The sequence below is a fragment of the Gordonia sp. p3-SID1431 genome (assembly GCF_025143765.1).
Taxonomy (GTDB): domain Bacteria; phylum Actinomycetota; class Actinomycetes; order Mycobacteriales; family Mycobacteriaceae; genus Gordonia; species Gordonia hongkongensis.
Window position 1 is genome coordinate 1 of sequence record NZ_JAMBDT010000102.1, and the last position, 18,324, is coordinate 18,324.

Genomic DNA, 18,324 nt, shown 5'->3' on the forward strand with positions numbered 1-18,324 from the left:
TCGAGGCTCAGGCCTCGATGATGAACTCCTCGAGCTGCTGACGCGCGACGTCGTCGGCGAGCTGCTTCGGCGGGGACTTCATCAGGTAGGCCGAGGCCGGGATGACCGGTCCGCCGATACCGCGGTCCTTGGCGATCTTGGCGGCGCGCACGGCGTCGATGATGATGCCGGCCGAGTTGGGGGAGTCCCAGACCTCGAGCTTGTACTCCAGGTTCAGCGGCACGTCGCCGAAGGCGCGACCCTCGAGACGGACGTAGGCCCACTTGCGGTCGTCGAGCCACTCGACGTGGTCCGACGGGCCGATGTGGACGTTCTTGTCGGCGATCTTGCCGGCCAGCGGACCGTTCAGGTTGGAGGTGACGGCCTGGGTCTTGGAGACCTTCTTCGACTCCAGACGCTCACGCTCGAGCATGTTCTTGAAGTCCATGTTGCCGCCGACGTTGAGCTGGTAGGTGCGGTCGAGGGTGACGCCGCGATCCTCGAACAGCTTCGCCATCACACGGTGGGTGATGGTGGCGCCGACCTGGCTCTTGATGTCGTCGCCGACGATCGGGACACCGGCGTCGGCGAACTTCTGGGCCCACTCGGGGTCCGAGGCGATGAACACCGGCAGGGCGTTGACGAACGCGACGCCCGCGTCGATGCAGCACTGGGCGTAGAACTTGTCGGCCTGCTCCGAGCCGACGGGGAGGTAGCTGACGAGGACGTCGACCTCGTTGTCCTTGAGGGCCTGGACGATGTCGACACCGGAGCCGTCGGCCTCGGTGATGGTCTCGAGGTAGTACTTGCCGAGGCCGTCGAGGGTGTGGCCGCGCTGGACGGTGACGCCGGTCGGCGGCACGTCGGCGATCTTGATGGTGTTGTTCTCGCTCGCGAAGATCGCGTCGGACAGGTCGAAGCCGACCTTCTTGGCGTCGACGTCGAACGCGGCGACGAACTCGACGTCGCGGACGTGGTACTGGCCGAACTTCACGTGCATGAGGCCGGGAACGGTGGAGCTCTCGTCGGCGTCCTTGTAGTACTGCACGCCCTGCACCAGGGATGAAGCGCAGTTTCCTACGCCCACAATGGCAACGCGCACCTTATTGGGCTCACCCATGGTCGGGTTCTCCTTCTTCTCGCGGCATCGCAGTCGTTCGCTGCGCAACCGGTGTTTTCCGTTGCTCGGGTTCGTCGAGCTGTTCGTCCCGGCTCGGCGTCGAGTCCGGGTCTTGATGTTCGTCATCGGCTCGTCCGGTGGAGGCCGCGGGCCGCCCCGGATCGAACGGTGACCGTTCGCCGTCGGCGAGATCGTCGTCGAACGGGTCCGGCGACCCGTCCTGCTGGGAGCTCTCGGCCGCGATCAGCTCGTTGAGCCAGCGGACCTCGCGGTCGCTCGATTCGAGGCTGAGCTGATGCAGCTGACGGGTGTACCGGTCGACGGCCCGGTTGGACCGCCCGACGATCTCCCGCAACCCTTCTCGACGCTCCTCGACCTGCCGCCGGCGACCCTCGAGGATGCGCATGCGCGCGACCGCGGGGGTCCGGCTGAAGAACGCCAGATGCACACCGAAACCGTCGTCGGTGTAGTTCTGGGGTCCGGTGTCGGCGACCAACTCCGCGAACCGTTCCCGGCCCGCGTCGGTGAGCTGGTAGACGCGCCGGCCACGCCGCACCTTCACGCCCAGGGGCGTCTCCGGTTCGTCGATGAGGCCGTCGGCCTGCATGCGACGCAGCGTCGGGTAGAGCGATCCGTACGAGAACGCACGGAAGGCGCCGAGCAGGCCGGTGAGCCGCTTACGCAGCTCATAGCCGTGCATGGGGGATTCGAGAAGCAGTCCGAGAATGGCCAACTCGAGCACTTCGCCACCCCCCTTCGCGGTCCTGCCGATGACTGTCACTACTTCCTCGGATCGATGTGCCGGCACGCTCTGACGAGCCGACACCTCGTTCCGATGTGTTTGCCAATGTATCGCACCGATATAACTGTGTCCACGAGCGGTCGGTCGGCGGGAGGACGGACACGCGACGACGCCACCACGCGGCGATCGACCATCCCGGGTGTGGGTCCGTCGGACCCGCGTGCCGGACCCCGTCGGCCCGACGCCCCGGCGGAGACCACGTACCCTGAGAACCGTGCAACGCCAGATCGTCGACTACGCCCTGCAGCGGCGCGCTCGGCTGTCCTCGGTCCACGCGGGCCGGACCGCCGTTGCCGAGGTCTGCGATGCGAGCCCCTACCTCCTGCGCGCCGCGAAATTCCATGGTCGACCCAGCACCACGATGTGCCCGATCTGCCGAAAAGAGCAGGTCACGCTGGTGTCCTGGGTGTTCGGCGACCGGCTCGGTCAGGTGAGCGGGTCGGCGCGCAGCAACGAGGAGATCGCCCGGCTCGCGACGACCGCCGAGGAGTTCTCGGTGCACGTGGTCGAGGTGTGCCGGACCTGCAGTTGGAACCATCTGGTCCAGTCGTACGTTGCCGGGCTGCCGCCGCAGACCACGCGTCGCTCCCGACGCGTGGCCAAGTAGCGCGCCGGCCTGCGGTTTTTTGCCCGGGGCGGTGGCCTGCTGTCACAGTGGAGCGGCACGAGGCCAGAGAAGTTGACCGTGCTCGCCGGATGACGAATGTCCGTGCGACCCGGTAGGAAGGTGGACGATGAGCGAGGCAAGTGGTTCTTCGCCCACGCCGCGACGCACCGGAGTCCGACCCGGTCCGGGCGGCGGCGGTCAGAACAGGAGTCAGACAGCGACACGACACCGACGGTTCGCGTGGGCGCTGGGGATCGTGGGCGCCATCGTGCCGGCGATCGTGCTGGTGCTCATCATCGCGTTCGCGGCCATCTACTTCACCGCCGAGATCCCCGAACCGGAGGTGAGCCAGAAGGCCACCATCGTCGACACGTCCGGGCGGACCCTCGCAGACGTCACCTCGCCCGACGGCAACCGCACGGTCGTCCCGTTCGACGAGATCCCCGAGACGATGAAGCAGGCGATCGTCGCCGCCGAGGACCGGGAGTTCTGGACCAACAACGGCTTCTCGCCCCGCGGCCTGTCCCGCGCTGCCATCGGTCAGATCACCGGCAACCAGACCGCCGGCGGTGGCTCGACCATCACGCAGCAGTACGTCAAGAACGCGATCGTCGGTGACGAGGTCAGCTACTCCCGGAAGTTCAAAGAGCTCGCGATCGCCGCGAAGATGAACGACCGGCACGGCTGGTCGAAGGAGAAGATCCTCGAGGCCTACCTCAACACGATCTACTTCGGCCGGGGCGCCTACGGCGTCGCGGTGGCCGCGCAGAAGTTCTTCAACAAGTCGATCACCGACAAGCGTCGCGCCGAGCGCAACCCGCTCACCTTCGAAGAGGCCGCGCTGTTGTCGGCGGTCATCCGCGCGCCGTCCTACTACGACCCGGACACCAACCGCGAGGTCACCGAGGCGCGCTGGCGTTACGTCCTCGACGGCATGGTCGAGACCGGTGCCATCACCCGCGCGCAGGCCGACAACGCGGTCTTCCCCAAGACCGTCAAGGCGCGTGTCAGCGACTCCGACGAGACCCCCGGACCCAACGGTCTCATCAAGCGACAGGTCCTCGCCGAGCTCAACCGCATCGGCATCACCGACAAGCAACTGCGGACCGGCGGTCTCAAGATCAGCACCACGATCGATCCGCAGGTCCAGAACGGCGTCGTCCAGGCGGCCTGCCGCAAGAACCGGATCTACAAGTGCCCCGAAGGCGAGCTGAACGGCGAACCCGACGACCTGCTCGCGTCGGTGGTGTCCATCGACCCGCAGACCGGCGGGGTGCGTGGCTACTACGGCGGCGACAACCCGGGCGGCTGGGACCTCGCCCAGGCGGGCCTGCAGACCGGGTCGTCGTTCAAGGTGTTCGCGCTCGTCGCGGCACTCGAACAGGACATCCCGTTGTCGAAGACCTACAGCTCCGCGCCGTTCCAGGCCAGCGGCGGACTCACCGTCGAGAACTCCGACGGTGAGAGCTGCGGTACCTGCAACCTCGCGACGGCGATGAAGATGTCCCTCAACACGGTGTACTACCGCCTGATGATGGACCTCGACGGTGGTGCCCGGGCGGTCGCCGACGCCGCGCACCGCGCGGGTGTGGCCGAGTCCTTCGGCAACATCGAGCACACCCTGCAGGAGGCCAACGGCGAGCCCGAGGGCGGTGTGGTCCTGGGCCAGTATCAGTCCCGGGTCATCGACATGGCCTCGGCATACGCCACGCTCGCAGCATCGGGTGTCTACCACGAGCCGCACTTCGTCCAGAAGGTCGTCGACGCCGAGGGGCAGGTCCTCTACGAGCGCAAGACCGAGGGCAAGCGCGTCTTCCCCGCGAAGGTCGCCGACAACGTCAGCGCGGCGCTCGAACCGGTGGCGGCATACTCCAACGGCAACTCGCTCTACGACTCGTCTCTTGGTTCGCGGCCGTCGGCGGCCAAGACCGGCACCGTCCAGCTCGGCGACACCGGGCAGAACAAGGACGCGTGGATGGTCGGGTACACCCCGCAGCTGTCGACCGCGGTCTGGGTAGGCACCAGCGACGGCACAGCCCTGACGAACTACAACGGCGCGTCGATCTACGGCAGCGGCCTGCCGTCGTCGATCTGGAAGTCGGCGATGGATGCTGCGCTCGAGGGCAAGGAGATCAAGCAGTTCCCCGAGCCGGAATCGGTCGGCGGCGTGGCGGGCGTGCCGTATGAGGCACCGGCCACCACGTACGCGCCGTCGCAGCCCCGGCGTGGGCCTTCCATACCGAACTTCGACATCCCCGACCAGGGCGGTGACGGCAACCTCACCCTCGCACCAGGCGTGACGATCCCGATCCCGGGCGCTCCGCGCAACGGCGGCGGTGGTGGCGCCGGCGGCGGGAACAGCCCCGGTGGTGGCGACGGGGGTGGCGACGCCGGCGGTGGCGACGGTGGCGACCTCGGCGGCATACCCGGCGGCGGTGGAGACGGTGGCGGAGGAGTCCCTGAACCGCCCATCGGCTGACCCGGACCCGGCCGACTCCGCGGCGAGCGGCTCTGAACCCGTCTGGGACAGCCCTGCACCACTGGCGAGCGATCAGCGTGTCGACGATGCACGCATCTTGCCGACGCGCACGGACGGTCTGGTGCGAGAGGCGAGTTCGCTCGTCGGCGGGCCGGTCGGGGCGCACGCCGTCATCGGGCGCGGCCGGCATCTGACTCCGCTGCGGGTGCTCTTCGCGCTCGCGTTGTGCGGACTCGCGCTCGGCTGGTTCGGCAAGGCCGGGTGCCTGCAACAGGCGCCGGCCGACTCCGGGGCCGCCGGCGCGAGCGCCGAGATGCGGCTCGACTGGGACGATCAGCGTCAGTTCACCAACCTCTGCTACTCCGACGTGATCAGCCTGTTCGGGGCGGAACGCCTCAACCGGGGAGCGCTGCCCTACCGCGACTTCTGGTTCCAGGAGGGCTCCGAAGGCGAGACCATCAAGCGGTACATGGAGTATCCGGTCGTCACCGGGATGTTCATGTACGGCGCGGCGCAGCTGACGCAGGGCTGGGTCTGGGCCGAGGCCAACTGGGGTGTCCCCGGCGCGCTCGACGTCGTGCTGTTCTTCACCATCGCCGCCCTGGCGTTGGCGGCGTTCTGGCTCGTGACCGTCTGGGCGACGGCCCTCACCGCGCGAACCCGCATGTGGACGGTATGGCTGGTGGCGCTGTCCCCCCTCGTCGTCGTCCACGCGTTCACCAACTTCGACGCCATCGCCACCGCGGCCGTCGCGGTGGCCCTGCTGGCCTGGTCGCGGGAGAAGTTCTGGGTGGCCGGCCTGTTCATCGGGCTCGGCGCGGCCGCGAAGCTGTATCCCGCACTCCTGTTGGTGGTGCTGGGTGCGCTCTGTCTGCGCAGCGGGAGAGTCCGCGAGTTCGGGATCACGGCTGCGACGGCGATCGGCGCCTGGCTGGCGGTCAACCTGCCGATCCTGATCCCGTACCCGACGGGGTGGTGGGAGTTCTTCCGATTCAACGGCGATCGGTCGGCGGACCCCGACACCATCTACCGGATCGTGGCCGACTCGGCTGGTTTCACATGGAACATCGGTTATCTGAACGCGTTGTCGGTGGGTCTGACGGTCGCCGTGATCGCGGCGGTGGCCGCGATCGGAATCCTCGCGCCGCACCGACCCCGCGTGGCCCAACTGACCTTTCTCGCGGTGGCGGGCTTCCTGCTGGTGAACAAGGTGTGGAGTCCCCAGTACTCGCTGTGGCTGGTTCCGCTTGCCGTGCTTGCCATTCCACATACTCGACTGCTGCTGGCCTGGATGACGCTCGACGCCCTGATCTGGGTGCCGCGGATGAGTCTGTTCCTCGAGGCCGAACGTCGCTGGCTTCCCGACCAGTGGTTCACCGCAGCCGTCGTGCTCCGCGGACTGATGGTGCTGGTCCTCTGTGCCGTCGTCCTCTGGCAGATCTGGCATCCGCGCGACGACCTCGTCCGCCGCGGGAACGACGGCCGATGGTACGACGACCCGGCCGGTGGTGTCCTCGACGGTGCTCCCGACCGGATCGGCCGCCGGGCGAGGACGCTCGGCACCGCGGATGGTCCTCGGGAACCGGCCCCGGTGGGCGGATGACGGTCACCGAACGCGACGGAACCGAACCGGGCCCCGCTGCGTCCAAACGACCATGAAGCACACCACACTCGCTCTCCCCGACGATCTCACCGACTGGCTCTCGGCGGGCGACCGGGCCGCCGAACTGCACTCCGACACCGTCGCCGTCGACCGGCAGTGGTGGACGGACGCGCTCGCCGAACACGGACTCCCGGATTCGTTGCTCGGCAACAAGATCAGCAGAGCAGACCTGTTCGCGCTGGGGTCTCGGGCCACCGACTCGCCCGACGACGCGATTGCGTTGCTGTGGAACGTCGTCGCGTTCTGTCTCGGCCGCCGCACCTCCGACGGCAAGAAGCGGATCGCCGCGGTGTCCGCCGACCGGAAGTACCTCGGCGGGCTGCTGAGAGACGCGGCCGAGACGGGCCGCGAGGAGCCCGGCGCGGCGTATGCAATGCTTCGGCCCGACAAGGGCGGCAACATGATCGAGCGTCTGGGTCCGGCCGGTTTCACCTGGTTTCTCTACTTCGCGGGCGCCGGGGAGCCGAAACATCCGAGTCCGGTCCTCGAGAGCAAAGTGGCCAGGTCGCTGCGCCGTGCCGGCTGGCGGGACCTTCGCGAGTCGACGTGGACCGCGGCCGACTACGTCGCCTACTCGAAGGTCGTCGACGGGTGGCGTGCGGATGCGGGCATCGACCGCAACGACGTCATCGTGCGGGGCCTCTTCGCCATCTCGCCGCCGAGCGGCTGGGATCATCCGTGGCAGGCATGGGAACGACAGACGTGGGAACGCGAGAACTGGGTGAGGGGACCGTTGACGACGGACGACCTGCGCGCCGTACACCGCTGGCTGTCCACGCTCGCCGCGCTCACCTCCAGATCGGCTGCCGCACACGAGGAGTTCGAGCGGCTGGGGCACAAGATCAACACCGCACTAGGAGGCGAGGTCGGTGAGATCAGGGCGTCGCTCGAGGGCGATCGCTACCGGCACTCCTACCACGGGGAGTACTGACGGTTGGGTGACCGCTCCGGTGGGTAATGACGGATCATGTCGGATACCGCACCACACATCTCGGACGACACCGCGGAAGCGGTCGGCAAGGTGGGGGAGGCGCTCGAGTACATCGAGCGCGCCCGCGGCCACCTCTATTCGTTCCACCAACTCATCGGACGCGGCGATCTGCTGCTCGGCGAAGCAGTGGACGAATTACGAAAGGCCGGACACGGGGAGTTTGCCGACGAGTTGTCCACCGAGTTGGTGGGTCGCAACGTTCTCGAGGGGCGCTGGACATTCCAGGTCGTCGAGGAATTCGACGACACCTACTGGGGCCCGTTGCGTGAGTACGTCAACCGGGTTCGAGCCGACCTGACCGACGGCCAGCGACACGTGCACGAGGCGCGGATGAAAGAAGACCGGCGCACCCAGGGCCATCCCGAGCACACCGCGAATCCCTAGGTCTCAGACAGAGATTCGTTGTAACAGGCGATCTCTCGCCGACGGCCACTCGTCGTCGGTCATCGCGTACAAGGCGGTCGTGCGCCAGCCGTCGCCGAATCGGCGGTGCTTGCGCAGCAGACCCTCGAAGTTGGCACCCAGTTTGGTGATCGCGGCGCGGGACTGAGTGTTGTTCTCGTGGGTGTGCCAGGTGAGGCGGACGGCGCCGCGCTCCTCGAACGCATGGCGCATCAGCAGGAACTTGGCGGTGGGGTTCACCGCGGTTCCCTGGACGCGTTCGCTGTAGAAGGTGTACCCGATGCACGCGGCCCGGTTGGCCTCGTCGATGTCGTAGAAACTCGTCGACCCGACGACACTGCCGTCGGTGTTGTCGACCACGGCGAACGCCACCCGGGACCGGAGCGCCGAGTCGACGAACCGACGGGCGCTGTCCTCGTCCGTCGGCACTCCGGGGACCCACCGGAATCGGGTCGGGTCGTCGACCACGCGCGCCAACGGTCCGATGTCCTCGATGCTGATCGGTCGCAACGTGACTCGTCCGTGCACCAGGGGGCCGGTCGCCAACCAGGAACTCATGACGAGCCTCTCGCCATCGCGTCTCGCGGCGGGTGCCGGGGTGCGTCAGCGGACCCCTGATCGGTGGCATCGTGCACGTGTGCGGCCACCCTGGAGGCCAACGGTTCCCGGAGCGGGGTCCGCGGGAGGGTCACGATCAGGTAGGCCAGCAGGGCGGCGTGCACCCACACCGAACCGGCGACGCCGGTGACGATCCACCACGGCAGCGGCTCGCCGGCATCGCGGATCGGGAACAGCCGGAAAATCGTCAGGTCGAGGGCGAGGTCGGTGAGCAGATACGTCAGGATCACCGACCCCCGGACCTTCATCAGAACGAAGAACGGCAGGATCCAGAGCGTGTATTGCGGGGAGTGGACCTTGTGGAACAGCATGAAACCCGCGAGCATCGCGCCGCTCACGCCGATCCAGGGGAAGATGCCGACGCGGTCGAAGCGGCGCCACCCGAGGTACATCGCGACCGCGAACGTCGTGAGGATCAGCAGCGGCGACAGCACACTGACCAGCGAGTGGTAGGTGTCACCGGTCCCGGTGAGATAGCGCAGCCCCCAGTACCAGATGGAATTGGTGTCGACGTCGGCGCGTCGTCGACTCTGGAACGACAGCGCCGCCTTCCACCCGTCGAATCCGAGCACCATGAACGGCAACTGGATCGCGACCACGGTCACGACGGCAGCGCCCGCTACCCAACCGGCGCCCGTCCAGTCGAGACCGCCGCGGGCGTCTCGTCGTCGTTCGACCATGCGCGCTCCGCCGGCTCCGCGGGTGAGAACGTATGCCGCCAAAGGTAATACGAAGATCCCCGGGTAGAGCTTGAGGCAGAATCCGATCGCGAGCAGAACCGCCGCGATCACCGCGCTCGTACGAAGCGGCAGTCGTCGTCCACGGGTTACGGGGTGGACCGACGCGCCCCATGCCATCACGGCGACGGCCCCGACGGCGGTGGCAACGACCGGGAGTTCCCAGTTGTGGAAGGAGTACAGCACCAGCGGAGGTGTTGCGGCCCAGAGCAACGCCCACCAGCGCACCATCGATGCGAGCAGCACGGTGATCGCGAAACCGAACGGCGCCAACAGGAGCGCGGACTGGGTGAAGAACTCGGTGTCGGTGTCGGCGCCGACCGCACCGGCGAACATGAGCACGCCGGAGAGGACCGGATATTCGACGACGCCACCGAACAGGGTGCCGTTCGATGTGATCCCACCGTGGATGTAGGGAAAGACGTGGGTGTTGATGTCGCGACCGAGCCAGAGATACATCAGGTCCGAGTAGCAGGGGATCACCGCGTCCGGATCGCCGGTCGGCCAGTTGTCGCTACGTCCGAGTGCATCGAACGGGGCGCCGCCGCACCGCAGCTTCGCCTGGAAACTCCAGAACATCGTCGCGGCTGTCGCCAACACCGAGACGAGGACGATCACGGCCGTCTCACCACGGCCGGAGAGCCGCGCCGACCACCGGCCCGGGGTTGTCCGCCGCTCCGACATGGGCAACAGCGTAGGTGGTCCCATGATGTGTCGCCGAGGCGGCCCGCGACCACGGATTTCTCTGCGAACGGGCAGGTCATGTATCTTGGACCGGTTGCCGACGCAGGCGACCCTCCTGCCACGGACAGTCCGTGGCCGACCTAGCCCATAGGAGGTGATGTGGTCTTATGCGTCACTACGAATTGATGGTCATCCTCGATCCGAATCTGGACGAGCGCACCGTCGCACCCTCACTCGATACTTTCCTCAACGTTGTCCGTAAGGACGGCGGTTCGGTGGACGGCGTCGACATCTGGGGCAAGCGCCGACTCGCCTACGAGATCCTCAAGCACAACGAGGGCATCTACGCCGTCATCGATCTCAATGCCGAGCCCGCCACGGTCTCCGAGCTCGATCGTCAGCTGAAGCTGAACGAGTCGGTTCTGCGCACCAAGGTCCTGCGGAAGTAATCCACAGGGTTTCTTGATCGTGTGAAGACGTCGGTACCGGGTTCTAGGGTTGAGCCCAGAATCCGGTGCATGTCGATCAGCGAGTGCCCACCAACGACCCGAGGGGAAACACACATGGCAGGCGACACGGTCATCACCGTCATCGGCAATCTGACCGCCGACCCGGAATTGCGGTTCACGCCGTCCGGCGCAGCGGTTGCCAACTTCACGGTGGCTTCCACCCCGCGCACCTTCGACCGCCAGACCAACGAGTGGAAGGACGGCGAAGCGCTGTTCCTCCGCTGCAACATCTGGCGCGACGCCGCGGAGAACGTGACCGAAAGCCTGACCAAGGGCTCCCGGGTGATCGTGCAGGGACGGCTCAAGCAGCGGTCCTACGAAACCAAAGAGGGTGAACGACGCACGGTCGTGGAACTCGAGGTCGACGAGATCGGCCCCTCGCTGCGCTACGCCACCGCCAAGGTCAATCGGGCCTCGCGCGGCGGTGGCGGTGGCGGCGGTGGATTCGGATCGGGCGGCGGCGGTGGCCGCGGCGGCGGTTCGAACCAGCAGGTTGCCGACGATCCCTGGGGCAGCGCGCCTGCCAGCAACAGCGGGGGATCGTTCGGCGGCGGGGACGACGAACCACCTTTCTGATATCGGTCGGGGCACGATGATCCGCCCCGAACAGCCCGGGAACGGCAGCGACCGTCCCCGACAGCATTGACTGGAGCAACACACACATGGCAAAGGCAAAGCCGAGCCGGAAGCCTCGCGTCGAGAAGGTCACCAAGACCAAGGCGTGCAGCTTCTGCAAGGACAAGAAGGCCGTCATCGACTACAAGGACACCGCGCTGCTGCGTCGTTTCCTGTCCGACCGGGGCAAGATCCGGTCGCGTCGCGTGACCGGTAACTGCGTGCAGCATCAGCGCGACGTCGCTGTGGCAGTGAAGAACTCGCGTGAGGTGGCCCTGCTGCCCTTCACCTCGACCAGCCGATAAGCGGAAGGATCAGTTGACATGAAGCTCATCCTCACCGCCGCCGTGGAGAACCTCGGCGAAGCCGGCGACATCGTCGTGGTCAAGGACGGCTACGGCCGCAACTACCTGCTGCCCCGCGGCCTGGCCATCAAGGCCACCCGCGGCGCCGAGAAGCAGGTCGAAGGCATCCGTCGGGCACAGGAGGCCCGCGAGGTCCGCGGTCTCGAGCACGCCAACGAGCTGAAGCAGGCCCTCGAGGGCCTCGCCGACGTCTCGCTGGACGTGAAGACCCACGACTCGGGCAAGCTCTTCGGTTCGGTCACCGCGGCAGACGTCGCCGGTGCCATCAAGACCGCGGGCGGTCCGACCCTCGACAAGCGCAGCGTCGAGCTGCCCAAGGGGCACATCAAGGCCACCGGTAGCTACCCGGTCGTCGTCAACCTGCACCCGCAGGTCTCGGCGACCGTCCAGCTCGCCGTCGTCGCCGCGAGCTGACCTCAGCGTTCTACATACACAAGGCCGGGTGGAGATCCTCCACCCGGCCTTGTCGTGTCTGTTGAGCGCCTCCGCTGAGCCCCTATTTCGGCGCAGGCGGACTGGCCGGCAGCTGGTTCCAGTACTGCAGTCGCGGCGGAAGGTACTGCGGTGCCGGGTTGGCGCTGTGGTCGACCGCGTTGTTGCCCGGACCGAGGGTGTCCCAGGACGGGAAGAAGAACTTGTGCCAGGCGGGCGTGAAGATGAGAGCGCGGTCGCCGGTGCGGCAGGCGACGGTGTCGCGACGGGGCACGGTGCACGTGACGCCTTCGATGGTGACCCGTTTGCCGACACCGAGGACCGGTGGCCGGAAGCCGCTCTCCGGGCCGAACCGGTAGGTCTGATCGGCACGCGCCCACCACGGGCCCTGCTGATCATCGGAGATCACCGCGCCGGTCGCGTTCGGCGGGGCGGTCGCGGGACGGCCCGCGCAGCCGACGTAACGGTAGCCGGGACCGATCTCGCACACCCACCTACCGGTGGTGAAGAAAGACCGTCCGTTGTCGACATAGGCCAGCGATCGGAAGGTCGTGGGGGCGACCGGCTGATAACGCGACAGATCGAACTCGAGGGGCATCGAGGGGCCTGGCGCGGCGGACGTCGGCGGGGCCACCGCCAGCCCGGCGGCAGCGGTCACGGCCGCCAGCACGGTGACCGCACGACGGACGACGACGGACCTCAACCCCAACCTCGACACGATCGACATTGCATCACACCCGAAGGGGCGTCGTTCGGCGATCGCCGCAGAATCGTGCGAAGCGGCGTCGCCCGCCCGTCTGGCCAGGTGTAACGCAGACCACACCGGATGTTCACCCGAATATTCGCCACGGGGAGTTGAACAGGTGTCCGCAACACGCCCGCAAGACGACGCGCCGAAGAAGTCCAAAGGATTTCCAATTACTTGATTGTGGAAATTAGTGAGGGCGCTGACCTGCTAAAACTGTGTTGTTCACACCCTGATTCCTCAGGTTGTCCACAAAGGCTGCACAACTCGTCCCCGCGCAACTCACACACCGTCCACAAGTGTTCCCCAGATCCGTCAACAGGTCGGTTTGAGTAGCGGTCGCAGACGTCCTAGTGTCACGCCTCAGCGTCTCCGCCCGTCTCGGCGCACACGACACTTGGCTGTCGGTGCCACCCGATAGGAAGAGACTGACCAGAACACGACGTCGACACCGGGGACTCGCGACGTGGCCTACCGGGGCCGACACCAGACTCAGAGTCGTACTCATTCGATGTCGGGTGGGATCGAACGTTGCGAGAGGTTTGACACGCGTGGCTGTTGTGGATGACCGCGGGCGCGGCCCCGCCGCCGGAGGGCGAGGCCGGGAAGACGAGATCCCCGCCGAGGACTTCGGTAGGCAGCCCCCGCAGGACCTCGCCGCCGAGCAATCGGTGCTCGGTGGCATGTTGCTGTCCAAGGACGCGGTCGCCGACGTCGTCGAGAAGATCCGCACCGGCGACTTCTACCGTCCGGCCCATCAGGCGGTCTTCGAGGCGATCCTCACCCTGTACTCGAAAGGCGAGCCCGCCGACGCGGTGACGGTCGCCGCGGAACTCGAGCGGGCGGGCGAGCTCAAGCGCATCGGTGGTGCGCCGTACCTGCACACGCTGATCTCCACGGTGCCCACCGCCGCGAACGCCGGCTACTACGCCGAGATCGTCGCCGAGAAGGCATTGCTGCGTCGACTCGTGGAGGCCGGCACACGCATCGTCCAGTACGGCTACGCCGGCGCCGACGGGCAGGATGTCGCCGAGGTGGTCGACCGCGCCCAGGCCGAGGTGTACGAGGTCACCGAGAAGCGCACCGCCGAGGACTATGTCCCGCTCGAGGATCTCTTGCAGCCGACGATGGACGAGATCGACTCCATCGCGTCGCGAGGCGGCATCTCGCTCGGTGTCCCGACCGGCTTCGCCGATTTCGACAAGCTCACCAACGGGCTCCACCCCGGTCAGATGATCATCGTCGCCGCACGTCCTGGTGTCGGCAAGGCGCTCGCGCTCGACACCCCGCTGCCGACGCCCACCGGCTGGACCACGATGGGCAAGGTCGGGGTCGGCGATCTCCTGCTCGATGCCCACGGCCGGCCCACCCGGGTCGTCGCCGCCACCGAGGTGATGACCGAACGGCCCTGCTACGAAATCGAATTCAACGACGGCGCGACGATCGTCGCCGACGAGCAACACCAGTGGGCGGCCGAGATCGACGGCGAGCGGCGGGTCATCACGACCGCCGGCCTGCGCGCGCACGTCGGCTGCGCGGTCGTGCGCAACACCGCGCCGCTCGAGTTGCCGCGCAAGCGGTTCGCGTACGGCCCGTACACGGTGGCGGCGCTGGCCGGGATGGCCTTCGACGATCCCGAGATCAGCATGCGCATCGACGCGGAGGGCCCGGTCGACGTCATGACGCTGATGGCGGACCTCGGTGGCCGGATTCCGTACGAGTATCTCCGTGGTTCGATCGCGCAGCGTCGTGCCCTGCTCGCGGGGTTGCTGGATGCCCGTGCCTCGGTGGACGACGACGGCTGGATCACCGTGCCCGCCGCGACGCGGCACATGACGGCGGTCGTCGCCGACCTCGTGGCCGGGCTCGGTTTCAACTACAAGCGGTCGGCCACGGGCTGGTTGCGCGTCGACGCCGACGAAGACGTGTTCACCGTGCACCACAAGGCGATTCGGCACAAGGAGCTGCGTCGCCGGGCCGGTGTCCGACGCGTCGTCGCCGTTCGCCCCGTCGACCCGGTCCCGGTGCGCTGCGTCCAGGTCGACAACGCCGACCACCTGTATCTCGCGGGTGAAGCGATGGTCCCGACGCACAACTCGACCCTGGCGATGGACTTCCTGCGCTCCGCGGCCATCGGACACGGTCTGACCGCCGCCATGTTCTCGCTGGAGATGAGCAAGACCGAGATCGTCATGCGCCTACTGTCGGCGGAGGCGAAGATCAAGCTCGCCGACATGCGTGCCGGCACGATGAGCGACGACGACTGGACACGGCTCGCACGTCGAATGGGTGAGATCTCGGAGGCGCCGTTCTTCATCGACGACTCACCCAACCTCACGATGATGGAGATCCGCGCCAAGGCGCGCCGTCTCAAGCAGCGACACGACCTGAAAGTCGTTGCGGTGGACTACATGCAGCTGATGACGTCGGGTAAGAAGGTCGAGTCCCGGCAGCAGGAGGTGTCGGAGTTCTCCCGCCAGTTGAAGCTGCTGGCGAAGGAACTCGAGGTCCCGGTGATCGCGATCAGTCAGCTCAACCGTGGTCCGGAGCAACGTACCGACAAGAAGCCCCAGGTGTCGGACCTCCGTGAGTCCGGCTCGCTGGAGCAGGACGCCGACATGGTCATCCTGCTGCACCGCCCCGACTCCATCGAGCGTGACGACCCGCGCGCGGGCGAGGCCGACATCATCGTCGGCAAGCACCGTAATGGGCCCACTGCCACCATTACCGTTGCGCACCAGCTACATCTGAGTCGGTTCGTGGACATGGCGCGGGGGTAGTCGACCGCGCAGAGTGCGGGATTCGTCTCGGTTTCCGGTACAGATACCTCACTCTAGAGTCTTGATCGCGCTCAAAGCGGGGCCCGGACAAGGTCCCACACCCCGTACCGGACAATAGTTAGGTGATCGAAAGAGTTTTGTCGGTGGGACCGGACGGCGAGGCCCAACGATGACCTCGCCGGTCAGTTCGCGGCAGGCGATGACCATCTGGGTCGTCGGGGTCGCGGTCTACTTCGTTGCGGTGCTGCAGCGCTCCTCATTGGCCGTTGCCGGCCTGCTGGCTGCCGAGCGTTTCGAGATCAGCGCTTCGCAGTTGTCGACTTTCGTCGTGCTCCAGCTGCTGGTGTACGCGCTGATGCAGGTGCCGGTCGGGCTCGTCGTCGACCGGTTCGGTCCGCGTCGGGTACTCCTCAGCGGAACGCTGATTCTCACGCTTGCCCAGATCAGCTTCGCGTTCGCGGACAACTACACGTGGGCGCTGTCGTCGCGGTTCTTCGTCGGGGTGGGCGACGCCATGACCTTCGTGTGTGTCCTGCGACTGGTGACGAGCTGGTTCCCGGCGCGGCGGATCCCGCTGATCACGCAGCTCACCGGCGTGCTCGGCCAACTCGGCGCGGTCACGGCCGCCATACCGATGACCTGGGCACTGTCCACCTTCGGATGGAGTCGCGCGTACCTGGCCACCGCTGGGATCGGCGCCGTTCTGCTCGTGGTCGCACTGGTCGTCGTGCGCGATTCCGCGACGGTCCGGTCGGTGTCGGGACCGATGCTCGGGTTGGCCGGAATCCGGCGAAACCTTCGCGAGTCGTGGGATCACCCCGGCACCCGGCTGGGTTTCTGGATGCACTTCTCGACCCACTTCAGCGCCACCGTCCTGGGCCTGTTGTGGGGCTACCCCTTCTTCGTCGAGGGCGAGGGGATGAGCGCCGGTGCGGCGGGTCTGCTCCTGACGATCATGGTGTTCGCCATCATGGCGTTCGGCCCGATCTTCGCGTGGCTGATCACCCGGTGGCCGTGGCACAGGTCGACGCTGGTGTTGGCGGTGCTCGCCGGAATCGCGGCCACCTGGACGGTGGTACTGGCGTGGTCCGGCGGTGCGCCGTTCGCGCTCCTCGTGCTCCTGGTGGTGGTCTGTGGAATGGGCGGTCCGGCGTCGATGATCGGTTTCGATGTCGGCCGCACCTCCAATCCGGCATCGCGGGCGGGCACGGCCACCGGAATCATCAACCAGGCGGGGTTCATTGCCAGCTTGATCCTCGCAGGGCTCATCGGTCTCATCCTCGACTGGCGAACCCCGGACGGGGTCCAGGGATATCCGCCGGAGGCGTTCACCTGGGCGATGTCGGCGCAGTTCATGCTCTGGGGGCTGGGCGCGGTCCAGATCTACCGCTATCGCCGCAAGGGGCGTGCGCGTCTGTTGCGTGAGGAGCCGGAACGGTGGTCGCGCTAGTTCCGTCCGCCTCAGACCGCCCAGCGGTCCGCCAGCTCGTCCAACCATCCCGGCACCGCATCGGAATCCGCGGGCGGTGACTCCACCAGCACCAGTTCGTCGACGCCGAGAGCGTCGAGACCGGCGCGGTCAGCGGGAACCGGATTCCGCAGCGCGACCGCGATGTCGAGATCGGAACGGTCGCGTCCGCTCTCCTGGCGGAACCGGTCGATCGTGCGGATCCGATCAGCCACCGCGTCGACGTCGTCGAGGTTGAATCCGTACCAGCCATCACCCCAGCCGACGACCCGGCGCAACGCCTGATCACTGTTGCCGCCCACGACAAGCGGAATCCGGCCCGCCGCCGGTTTCGGATTGACCCGGATGCTCTCGAAGGCAGCGAATTCCGAGCGATGTGTGACGATCTCGTCCCGCCAGAGCGCGCGCATCGCCTCGACGTAGGCATCGGTCCGGGCACCTCGTCGGGCGAACGGCACCCCCAGTGCGTCGAATTCCTCACGGGACCAACCGATCCCCACGCCAAGGGTCAGTCGTCCCCCGCTGAGAAGGTCGAGCGACGCGGCCTGTTTGGCCATGATGATCGGGTTGTGTTCGGGGAGCAGCAGCACCCCGGTGGCGAGCCGGATCGTGGTGGTGGCCGCGGCGGCGAAGGAGAGGGCGATCGTCGGGTCGAGCCAGTCCGCTTCGGCGGGAACCGCGATCTTCTCGTCGGGGGTGTACGGGTACGGCGACGCCGGGTCGTCGACCATCACAACATGCTCGCCGCACCACAGTGTGCGGAAACCACGTGCCTCGGCTTCGCGGGCCACGGCGTCGATGATGTCGCGGCGTGCCCCGGTCCCGATGCCCAGAGCGTGTAGTCCCAGTCGCATCATGACTCCGAATCCGTGGGTCGGGTACTGCTCGGCATCGTATGCCTCAGCAGAACAGAGTGAGGGATACGTAACGGTTTCCGACACGGATCCCGCATTTTGCGCTGCGTGGCCTACGTACTGGATCTCAACTCAGCAACAGCCACCCGAATCGCAGGCAGAGCGCGGTGACACCGAGGACCGCCGTCACGATCAGCCACCGCCGGGCGAGCCGTTCGGTGCGCACATGGTCGTCACCGGGCCGCAGGTAGACGTACGCCGCCGTCATCGCGCACCCGGCCGCCGCGGCCCCGACGACGAGCACGAGCGTCATCATCAACACACCCACCATCATGCCGATCAGCAGGGAGTGGTTTCGACAAGCTCAACCAGCGGGGGGAGCTCAATAAGCGGGGGGAGCTCAACCAGCGAGGGGCGGCTCAACCAACGGGGGGCAGCTCGACCAGTGGGGGCAGCTCAACCAGCGGGGGTGCA

The 18,324-nt window shown here is 67.1% G+C and carries 18 protein-coding genes; 11 read left to right on the forward strand and 7 right to left on the reverse strand.

Going from position 1 to position 18,324, the window contains the following annotated elements; all coding sequences use genetic code 11:
- Positions 1 to 7: 7 nt before the first annotated feature.
- Both M4D77_RS19940 and M4D77_RS19945 read right to left on the reverse strand, forming a co-directional pair.
- Positions 8 to 1,099, reverse strand: a complete 1,092-nt coding sequence (locus tag M4D77_RS19940; RefSeq protein ID WP_065629492.1) for an inositol-3-phosphate synthase — start codon at positions 1,097 to 1,099, stop codon at positions 8 to 10.
- Complete coding sequence (locus M4D77_RS19945) at positions 1,092 to 1,841, reverse strand: PadR family transcriptional regulator (protein WP_259937146.1); 750 nt, start codon at positions 1,839 to 1,841, stop codon at positions 1,092 to 1,094. Before M4D77_RS19945 ends, M4D77_RS19940 begins: the two co-directional genes overlap by 8 nt.
- A gap of 274 nt (positions 1,842 to 2,115) precedes the next feature.
- Between M4D77_RS19945 and M4D77_RS19950 the strand changes: the two genes are divergently transcribed.
- The 5 genes from M4D77_RS19950 to M4D77_RS19970 all read left to right on the forward strand — a co-directional run bounded on the left by M4D77_RS19950 (position 2,116) and on the right by M4D77_RS19970 (position 8,025).
- A complete protein-coding gene (locus M4D77_RS19950; RefSeq protein ID WP_065629491.1) occupies positions 2,116 to 2,508 on the forward strand; it encodes a DUF5318 family protein in 393 nt (130 codons plus the stop codon).
- Positions 2,509 to 2,635: 127 nt separating this feature from the next.
- Positions 2,636 to 4,987, forward strand: coding sequence for a transglycosylase domain-containing protein (locus tag M4D77_RS19955; RefSeq protein ID WP_259937148.1), 2,352 nt, complete (start codon positions 2,636 to 2,638; stop codon positions 4,985 to 4,987).
- The gene (locus M4D77_RS19960; RefSeq protein ID WP_165630764.1) at positions 4,944 to 6,590 is read left to right on the forward strand and encodes a glycosyltransferase family 87 protein; all 1,647 of its coding nucleotides are present in this window, start codon (positions 4,944 to 4,946) and stop codon (positions 6,588 to 6,590) included. Before M4D77_RS19955 ends, M4D77_RS19960 begins: the two co-directional genes overlap by 44 nt.
- Before the next feature lie 52 nt (positions 6,591 to 6,642).
- Positions 6,643 to 7,581, forward strand: a complete 939-nt coding sequence (locus tag M4D77_RS19965) for a hypothetical protein (RefSeq protein ID WP_058252886.1) — start codon at positions 6,643 to 6,645, stop codon at positions 7,579 to 7,581.
- Positions 7,582 to 7,617: 36 nt separating this feature from the next.
- On the forward strand, positions 7,618 to 8,025 hold the full coding sequence (locus tag M4D77_RS19970) for a hypothetical protein (RefSeq protein WP_058252885.1): 408 nt from the start codon (positions 7,618 to 7,620) through the stop codon (positions 8,023 to 8,025).
- Between the two features lie 3 nt (positions 8,026 to 8,028).
- On the opposite strand, the gene M4D77_RS19975 is transcribed toward M4D77_RS19970, so the two are convergent.
- Both M4D77_RS19975 and M4D77_RS19980 read right to left on the reverse strand, forming a co-directional pair.
- Positions 8,029 to 8,601 (reverse strand): GNAT family N-acetyltransferase, encoded by a 573-nt coding sequence (locus M4D77_RS19975; RefSeq protein WP_254661172.1) that lies wholly within the window; start codon positions 8,599 to 8,601, stop codon positions 8,029 to 8,031.
- Positions 8,598 to 10,082: a hypothetical protein gene (locus tag M4D77_RS19980; RefSeq protein ID WP_259937152.1), complete on the reverse strand. Its 1,485-nt coding sequence runs from the start codon at positions 10,080 to 10,082 to the stop codon at positions 8,598 to 8,600. Before M4D77_RS19980 ends, M4D77_RS19975 begins: the two co-directional genes overlap by 4 nt.
- A gap of 167 nt (positions 10,083 to 10,249) precedes the next feature.
- Between M4D77_RS19980 and rpsF the strand changes: the two genes are divergently transcribed.
- The 4 genes from rpsF (at position 10,250) to rplI (ending at position 11,985) form a co-directional block, all read left to right on the forward strand.
- Entirely contained in the window at positions 10,250 to 10,531 is a 282-nt protein-coding gene (rpsF, locus tag M4D77_RS19985; RefSeq protein ID WP_058252882.1) for a 30S ribosomal protein S6, read from the forward strand.
- A 114-nt stretch (positions 10,532 to 10,645) separates the two neighbouring features.
- Entirely contained in the window at positions 10,646 to 11,167 is a 522-nt protein-coding gene (locus tag M4D77_RS19990) for a single-stranded DNA-binding protein (RefSeq protein WP_058252881.1), read from the forward strand.
- An 86-nt stretch (positions 11,168 to 11,253) separates the two neighbouring features.
- Entirely contained in the window at positions 11,254 to 11,511 is a 258-nt protein-coding gene (gene rpsR / locus M4D77_RS19995) for a 30S ribosomal protein S18 (protein ID WP_004020662.1), read from the forward strand.
- An 18-nt stretch (positions 11,512 to 11,529) separates the two neighbouring features.
- Positions 11,530 to 11,985 carry a 50S ribosomal protein L9 gene (gene rplI, locus M4D77_RS20000; protein WP_058252880.1) on the forward strand — a complete coding sequence of 152 codons (456 nt, stop codon included), beginning with the start codon at positions 11,530 to 11,532 and terminating at the stop codon, positions 11,983 to 11,985.
- A gap of 82 nt (positions 11,986 to 12,067) precedes the next feature.
- On the opposite strand, the gene M4D77_RS20005 is transcribed toward rplI, so the two are convergent.
- On the reverse strand, positions 12,068 to 12,730 hold the full coding sequence (locus M4D77_RS20005; RefSeq protein WP_065629487.1) for a hypothetical protein: 663 nt from the start codon (positions 12,728 to 12,730) through the stop codon (positions 12,068 to 12,070).
- A gap of 569 nt (positions 12,731 to 13,299) precedes the next feature.
- Between M4D77_RS20005 and dnaB the strand changes: the two genes are divergently transcribed.
- Complete coding sequence (gene dnaB / locus M4D77_RS20010; protein WP_065629486.1) at positions 13,300 to 15,528, forward strand: replicative DNA helicase; 2,229 nt, start codon at positions 13,300 to 13,302, stop codon at positions 15,526 to 15,528.
- Positions 15,529 to 15,697: 169 nt separating this feature from the next.
- Positions 15,698 to 16,978, forward strand: a complete 1,281-nt coding sequence (locus M4D77_RS20015; protein ID WP_259937156.1) for a nitrate/nitrite transporter — start codon at positions 15,698 to 15,700, stop codon at positions 16,976 to 16,978.
- An 11-nt stretch (positions 16,979 to 16,989) separates the two neighbouring features.
- Here the strand turns inward: M4D77_RS20015 and M4D77_RS20020 are convergent, their stop codons facing one another.
- Both M4D77_RS20020 and M4D77_RS20025 read right to left on the reverse strand, forming a co-directional pair.
- Positions 16,990 to 17,850 carry an LLM class F420-dependent oxidoreductase gene (locus M4D77_RS20020; RefSeq protein WP_259937161.1) on the reverse strand — a complete coding sequence of 287 codons (861 nt, stop codon included), beginning with the start codon at positions 17,848 to 17,850 and terminating at the stop codon, positions 16,990 to 16,992.
- Positions 17,851 to 17,977: 127 nt separating this feature from the next.
- A complete protein-coding gene (locus tag M4D77_RS20025) occupies positions 17,978 to 18,166 on the reverse strand; it encodes a hypothetical protein (protein WP_249356290.1) in 189 nt (62 codons plus the stop codon).
- Positions 18,167 to 18,324: the final 158 nt, after the last annotated feature.